Source organism: Thermosulfuriphilus sp., assembly GCF_054026695.1.
Map to the genome: position 1 here is coordinate 1 of NZ_JBPMLP010000009.1, position 6,582 is coordinate 6,582.

At 53.2% G+C, this 6,582-nt stretch carries 7 protein-coding genes; all 7 read right to left on the reverse strand.

Annotated features, from left to right (window positions below; genetic code table 11):
* The coding region (locus tag ACXJJX_RS01665) for a methyl-accepting chemotaxis protein (protein WP_456431264.1) at nt 1-585 on the reverse strand (585 nt) is incomplete at its 3' end.
* Between the two features lie 166 nt (nt 586-751).
* Entirely contained in the window at nt 752-1,891 is a 1,140-nt protein-coding gene (gene truD / locus ACXJJX_RS01670) for a tRNA pseudouridine(13) synthase TruD (RefSeq protein WP_456431266.1), read from the reverse strand.
* Nucleotides 1,892-1,894: 3 nt separating this feature from the next.
* A complete protein-coding gene (locus ACXJJX_RS01675) occupies nt 1,895-2,653 on the reverse strand; it encodes an ABC transporter ATP-binding protein (RefSeq protein ID WP_456431268.1) in 759 nt (252 codons plus the stop codon).
* 2 nt (nt 2,654-2,655) lie between these two features.
* A complete protein-coding gene (locus ACXJJX_RS01680) occupies nt 2,656-3,579 on the reverse strand; it encodes a branched-chain amino acid ABC transporter permease (protein WP_456431270.1) in 924 nt (307 codons plus the stop codon).
* Entirely contained in the window at nt 3,579-4,460 is an 882-nt protein-coding gene (locus ACXJJX_RS01685; protein WP_456431272.1) for a branched-chain amino acid ABC transporter permease, read from the reverse strand. The genes ACXJJX_RS01680 and ACXJJX_RS01685 overlap by 1 nt, the downstream gene beginning before the upstream one ends.
* On the reverse strand, nt 4,442-5,038 hold the full coding sequence (locus tag ACXJJX_RS01690; protein WP_456431274.1) for an indolepyruvate oxidoreductase subunit beta: 597 nt from the start codon (nt 5,036-5,038) through the stop codon (nt 4,442-4,444). The genes ACXJJX_RS01685 and ACXJJX_RS01690 overlap by 19 nt, the downstream gene beginning before the upstream one ends.
* A gap of 13 nt (nt 5,039-5,051) precedes the next feature.
* Nucleotides 5,052-6,476 (reverse strand): thiamine pyrophosphate-dependent enzyme, encoded by a 1,425-nt coding sequence (locus ACXJJX_RS01695; RefSeq protein ID WP_456431276.1) that lies wholly within the window; start codon nt 6,474-6,476, stop codon nt 5,052-5,054.
* Nucleotides 6,477-6,582 lie beyond the last annotated feature (106 nt).

Below are 6,582 nucleotides of genomic sequence, written 5' to 3' on the forward strand. Positions count from 1 at the left end.
TGAGATGATCTTCTTGGTGGGCAAGGCGTGTTCTTGTTCCTCATTGGTCTTCTGTGCTGTGGTGGAGATACTCTGGGCAATCTCCGTGGCCGCAGTGGAAAGGTCCCTTAAGGCAATAAAGATGGTCTCAATATCCTCAGTGGCCTGAGTGGCTGATTTTTTCATCTCCTGGGCCATCTGGCCGGTTTCGTGGGCGTGTTTTTTTATTTCTCCACTGGATGATTCAATAAATTCCCGGGCTTCTCCCAAAATCCTGTTTTGGACTCCAAGAGTGGAGAATTGGCCGATAACAAAGGCAAAAAGCCCATCAAGGGCTCGGGAAAGTTCCCGGATCTCAGATAGGCCTTCAGGGTGCAGCCCCTTTTCAAATCGGCCCTTAGCCGATGCCCAGATCACAGTGCTAATTTTCCCCAACTGACGGCTAAGCTTTCCAGAGACAAGGGAACCAAAGACAAAACAAAGGCCACTTAGGGCCATAAGGAGATATGAGAAAGGGGCCTTAAAGAAGAATATTAAAATGTTAAAGAGAAACATGAGCCCCAACAGACCGGGGAACAGAAATTTTAAAGAATAAAGAGTTCTCATTTGGTACTCCTTTTTAGGTATTTCTTCCTAAAGAGGATCGACTCCTGCGGGAAGATCCTTGAATTGTTCCCAGTGTTTATCCCATCCTAACCTCTTGAGGGGCTTTGTAATTCTTTAAGGCTTAAGGGATTATTGACCCTGTTCGCTAGAACTTATTGCCCATCTTTCAGTGGCTGAAGAGTCTCTTCAGAAAGACGGTGGCGTAGCTTCCTTTGGGTAGAAAAAAACTCAAGGTGATTCGGGAGTTCCTTTTCTCCACTCTAAGCTCTTCAGGGAAGACCAGGGCCTTTCGGCGGATAGTCTTAAAGACCAAGCCCTTGGCCTTAGTACGAAATGAGGTCAGTCCCTTGAAGCCCTCCCTTTTGAGGACAGCCTCCATCGTCTCGGCCAAAAGGCCTTCTAATTTAAGTTTAGGAGAAGGGGTGGGGATCTCAAGTTCTTTAAGCCTTAAGAGGATCTCGGGATCAAGCCTACGATAGAAGAAGAGGGTTCCGACCGAATATGGCTGGGGATAAAGGTCTATGCCCAGGCGAATCATGATTTCCTTTAGGCATTCATTCCAGATAAAACTCTGATAGGCTTGGCCCAAAAGAAGGAGAAACTCCCGATCAACCAGGGAAAAGGCCTTTCGGGCTCTAGTTTTAGAGAGCTTCCCCCGGCCCAGGAAGACGACTACCTGATACTCCCAACGGCTGGGAGCCAACCTAGCACAGGGGCCTACCTCTGGCCATCTTTCGGAGAGACATCGCCGAAAACGGCGGACTTTTTTCTCATCCCACTTGCTGGCCTGGGCCAGAAGGAGATAAAGGGCCCGGGGAAAATTTCCGGCGATGGCCTCTTTGGCCATAAAGCCCTGGCCGTGGCGGGCCGAACCAAAGCGCTGATCATCGTAGTAGTTGGGAAGCCCGAAGTCTTTTATCTCTTTAAGCCTTCTTTCAAGCTCTTCTTCAGAGAGCTTGACCGACCGGACGGTGATTCGGAATCGGTTACCAAGGAGATAGGCCTTAGTCATAGGGATTGGGCTACGCCCCAGATATTCTAACCGCCAGTTCTTTCCGGATAGATCGTGGGTTGGCCCGCTTTTTATGGTGATATACTGGGTGGTTAAGGCGTGGCGGTCCTTGAGGCCACCGTAATTTATTTCCTCCAGACGGCGGTGAAGCCTGCGGGCAATATCCCGGAGAACATCAATGGTATTGGCCCCCCTTTTTTTCAAACGGTAAAAGGCATAAGGGCCTTCAAGCTGTGGCCCAAGGCTGGTTACTTCTTCGACGCAGAAGTCTTCAGGACTCTGTTTAATCTTCATGCCTCAGCCTAGATAGGCCTTAAGTACCTCTGGGTGGCGCTGGATGTTCCTAGGAAGGCCCTCGGCGATTAGGCGTCCATGGTTCAAAACCAGGACCCTCTCAGATACCTCCATAACGAGAGCCATATCGTGTTCGACAAGGAGAATGCTACAGCCTGAATTGCGGATCCTGATAATGTTTCGAGCCAGCTGTTCCCTCTCAGAGGAGTTGAGACCAGCGGCCGGCTCATCAAGAAGAAGGATCCGGGGAGCCGAGGCCCAGGCTCTGGCCAGGACAATTTGCCTCTGAAGTCCGTAGGGAAGAGTCTCGGCCCTATAGTCAGATAGATCAGAAAGCCCCAGGGTCTCAAGGACTCTCCTGGCTCTTTCCCGGGAGATCTTTTCCTCTTTCTTTACAGCCGGAAGGCCCAAGAGACAGGAGAAGAATCCACTTTTTTCTTTAAGGTGGAGGCCAACCATCACGTTTTCAAGAACGGTGAATCCCGGGAGGATCTCTAGGTGCTGAAAGCTTCTGGCCAGCCCCAAGGCGGCAATCTGCCAGGGAGGAAGGCCAGAGACCTTTTTACCCTCCATAATAATATCCCCAGAGTCTGGGCAGATAAGGCCACTGGCCAGATTGATGACCGTAGTCTTCCCAGCCCCGTTGGGGCCGATAAGGCCAACTATCTCTTTTGCCCCCACACTGAAGCTAAGCTCGCTCAAGGCCATAAGCCCGCCAAAGGACTTGCTTACTCTTCTGAACTCAAGGATTCCTTTCCCCATGTCTATGAGTCTTTTCTGATAATGGAGACCAGTCCCTCTGGCCTCAGAATGAGGATAAACATGAGGATAAGGCCATAGGCCAGGTCTTTGTAGTCTTCAAAGAAATGGAGCACCTGGGGTAAAGGTGTCAGAAGTCCTGCTCCGGCCAAAGCTCCCCAGATGTTCCCAACGCCTCCGATGAGAACCATGGTGACAATTTCTACGGAGAAAAAGATGTCAAATGTCTTGGGGCTTATAAAAGATAGATAGTGGGCATAAAGTCCGCCGGCCAACCCGGCTAAAACAGCGCTGTAGACAAAAATCACCAATTTATAACGGGGGACATCTATCCCGACGGTGGCTGCCGCCAGTTCCCCGGCCTTAATGGCTCTCAGGGCCCGGCCAATGCGGGAGGAGATGAGATTGAGGGCGAGATAAATGCTCAGCAGGGCCACGGTCCAGGCGAGAAAGTAAAAGCTCCGATCATCGGCCAGAGACAGACCCCCTAAATATAGAGGAGGGATGCCCGGAAGACCGGTTAGGCCTCCAGTGAGGTCTTCTAGTTCAATGATCAGCAGGGTGACAATAAGGTTAAAACCCAGAGTGGCCATGACCAGATAATGCCCCCGGAGCCTAAGGGCTTTTAGGCCCAAGACGAAAGCCGCAAGCCCGGCAGCCACCCCTCCAAGGGCCACGGATAGCCACGGATTGAGGCCGTAGAGGGACAGTATTCCTGCTCCATAGGCCCCGAGGCCATAGAAGGCTCCATGGCCAAGGGAGATCTGGCCGGCATAGCCAATGAAAAGGGTCAGGCCAATGACGATAATGGTATGTAGGGCAACGATGTTCAGCACGTTCAGGTAGTAAGGATTGGTGAGAAAAAGAGGGGTAACCAAGCAGATGAGGCCAATGATTCCGAGGATGAATTGGTCCTGTCTGGCAATCATCAGGCCCGCTCCCCCTGAGGTCGTCCAAGAAGCCCCTGAGGTCTGAAAAAAAGCACCAGCAAAAGGATGACAAAGGCCACCACATCCTTAAAGGCCGAAGAGATGAGACCTGCAGCCATGGTCTCAGTGACTCCCAGGATAAGTCCTCCAAGAACGGCCCCGCCGAAATGGCCGTAGCCGCCAAGGATGGCTGCAGCAAACCCTTTGAGCCCGATGATGACGCCAGTATCAAAGGAGACCGTAGTGATGGGGGTGATCAAAATCCCGGCTACTGCTCCTAAAGCTCCGGCCAGGGCAAAGGAAAGAGCTACCACCAGAGAGACCGGGATCCCCACAAGTCGGGCAGCCTGCCGGTTAGCCGCCGTCGCCCTCATGGCCTTTCCCCAAAGAGTCCGAGAGAAAAAAAGGTGAAGAAAAATGACGATAGCCCCGGTGATGGAGAAGATCCAGAGACTCTGAGCCGTGATCGTTGCTCCCAGGATCTCAAGGCTACCTTGACCCGGAAGACCCGGTAAGCCCTGTGGTTGCTTGCCCCAGATCAGTTTGATGACCCCTCTTAGGAAGACCGAGGCTCCGATGGTGATAAAGACCAAGGTGAGGACGTTTCGGCTATGGGCTGGTCTAAGAGCCAATCTCTCAAGAAGAAGGCCAACCAGGGCCACGGATAGGATGGTCATAAAGAAGGCCAAAGGGTAGGGGAGTTCGGCCTTCGCGAGAAGGCTGAACATGATCAGTCCCCCGAGGGTCAGAAAATCACCCTGGGTAAAGTTTACAATCCTGGTCGAGGCCTCAACCAAGCAAAAGCCTAAGGCCACAAGGGCATAGATGGCCCCGTTCGAGACCCCAGCCAGGAGAAACTGGCCTATTTCTGAGCTGACCATTGTTGCCAGCCAAGCTCAAAGGCCTTTAGGTTGGCCTCCCGAAATTTGGGTTTGACCAGGCTGGCCAAAGTCTCCCGGACAGTCTCAGGGGAGACAGGGACAAGGGCCGTGGCCATCAGAGTCCCCAAAAGGGTGATGTTTACGGCCCGGGAGGTTCCAGCCTCCCTCGCCACCTGTTCGGCATCGTAGGCTACAGCTTTGGCAAAGGATTCCTTCATTTTGGCTATGGCCCAAGAGACATCTGGGTATTGAGCAATCCCAGCCTTAACGGTGAAGGGCTCAATAGGGCTGGTGTTAGTAATGATAATGCTTTGGGTATGGCAACGGTTAAGGGCCCTTAAGGCCTCGACTGGCTCAAAGGAGACCAGGACATCGGCTTCCCCCTCAGCAATAAGCGGGCTTCTGAATCCTCCGAGGAGGACGTTTGACTCCACGACCCCGCCCCTCTGGGCCATACCGTGGACCTCGCTGGCCACTACTGGGACGCCGTCTTTAAGGGCTGCTTCGGCCAGGATTCGGGTAGCCAGAAGTATCCCCTGACCACCCACACCGACAAAAAGTATTTTTAATCTCTTCATGGATGCCTCCTAGTTATTTGGAACTCCTGAAGCGTCGGGCATAGAGAATACAAGGGGCCCGAGAGACAAGGACCGAAAGTTCGTCCTTTTTGAGGAGCTCTTTTACGGCCTCAAGAGCTTCTTCTTTTCGGTAAGGATTGATGGTCACCACCTCTCTTACCCCTATGGCTCGGCAGACCTCTTCGATAGAGACCTTAGGATGTTCGTAGCCGGGGGGCATAAGGTCTTGGGAGGGGGTTGGTTGGTGGCCGGTCATGGCAGTGGTCTCGTTGTCCAGCACTACCAGGGTGAAGCGATGCTGGTTATAGACAGCGTTTACCAGGGGAGGGATCCCGGCGTGGAAGAAGGTCGAGTCTCCGATGAAGGATATGATCCGCTGTTGGGTGGCTGCCGAAAAACCACAGGCGCTTCCTACACTTGATCCCATGCATATCAGATAGTCTGCCATCTGGATGGGCGGAAGGAGCCCCAAGGTGTAACAGCCTATATCGGTAGGATAGATGGCCTCTTCGCCAAGATCTTTAAGGGCTTCCTTAATGATCAGATAGGTTTCGCGATGGGGGCAACCAGGACATAGGGTGGGCGGACGCGGAGGTAGTTCTGGTATCCAGGAAAGATCAGCTCTTTTTTTTCCGTGGGCTTCTAGGCCAGCGGCTTCAGCAATGGCCTTACGAACAATGGCCGGGTTGAACTCATAGAGCCGGGGAAGATGACCTGTGGCCTTGCCCAGTATGGAGACCTTGATCTCTCTTTCCTGGGCAAGTATTCTGGCAGCCTCCTCTAGAAAGGCTTCGAGCTCTTCGACCACCAGAACCACTTCGACTTTTTTTAGGAAATCGGCTATCAGGCCCACAGGCCAGGGGTGGGTGAAGCCAAGTTTAAGGATTGAGACCTTGTCCTTCAGGCCAAGTTCCTCTACAGCATCAAGGACATAATTGACGGCAACACCGCTGGTGATGATTCCCAGGGGGCCCTGGCCAATGATTTCGTTGAACCGGGAGCCATCGGCCATGATCTGGGCCTCTTGGCCACGCTCAAGGAGGATTTGGTGCCTTACCCGGGCCACCGCCGGCACAGGGACAAAGCGCTTCGGATCTTTAACGAACTCTCCCCTTTTTCTCACCTCTTTCGGGAGGGGGCCAAGGGTTACCGGAGCCCGAACGTGGCTCGTCCGGGTAGTGGTGCGCAGGAGAACCGGCAGTTCCAGTCGTTCTGAAAGTTCAAAGGCGAAGACAGTCATCTCCTTGGCCTCCTGGGGATCGATAGGCTCAAGCATGGGAAGTCCGGAGAGTTTGGCATAGAAGCGGTTGTCTTGTTCATTCTGACTGGAGTGCATGGAGGGATCATCGGCGGTGATAATGACCATTCCCCCTTTGACTCCGATGTAGGCCAAGGTCATGAGGGCGTCAGCAGCTACATTGAGACCGACGTGCTTCATGCAGGTAAGGGTCCGCAGGCCGGGGGGCGCCCCCGCTGGCGCCCCCTCCCCTGCCCCCCCTTCTTTTGCGGAAAAAACACAAAACAAAGACCCCTCTCTGGGGAAA

What these genes read in the sequence shown, in the direction of transcription:
- ACXJJX_RS01690 (WP_456431274.1), bottom strand. Translation starts at nt 5,038, where the DNA reads ATGAAGAGATTAAAAATACTTTTTGTCGGTGTGGGTGGTCAGGGGATA.
- truD (WP_456431266.1), bottom strand. Translation starts at nt 1,891, where the DNA reads ATGAAGATTAAACAGAGTCCTGAAGACTTCTGCGTCGAAGAAGTAACC.
- ACXJJX_RS01695 (WP_456431276.1), bottom strand. Translation starts at nt 6,476, where the DNA reads ATGAAGCACGTCGGTCTCAATGTAGCTGCTGACGCCCTCATGACCTTG.
- ACXJJX_RS01685 (WP_456431272.1), bottom strand. Translation starts at nt 4,460, where the DNA reads ATGGTCAGCTCAGAAATAGGCCAGTTTCTCCTGGCTGGGGTCTCGAAC.
- ACXJJX_RS01680 (WP_456431270.1), bottom strand. Translation starts at nt 3,579, where the DNA reads ATGATTGCCAGACAGGACCAATTCATCCTCGGAATCATTGGCCTCATC.
- ACXJJX_RS01675 (WP_456431268.1), bottom strand. Translation starts at nt 2,653, where the DNA reads ATGGGGAAAGGAATCCTTGAGTTCAGAAGAGTAAGCAAGTCCTTTGGC.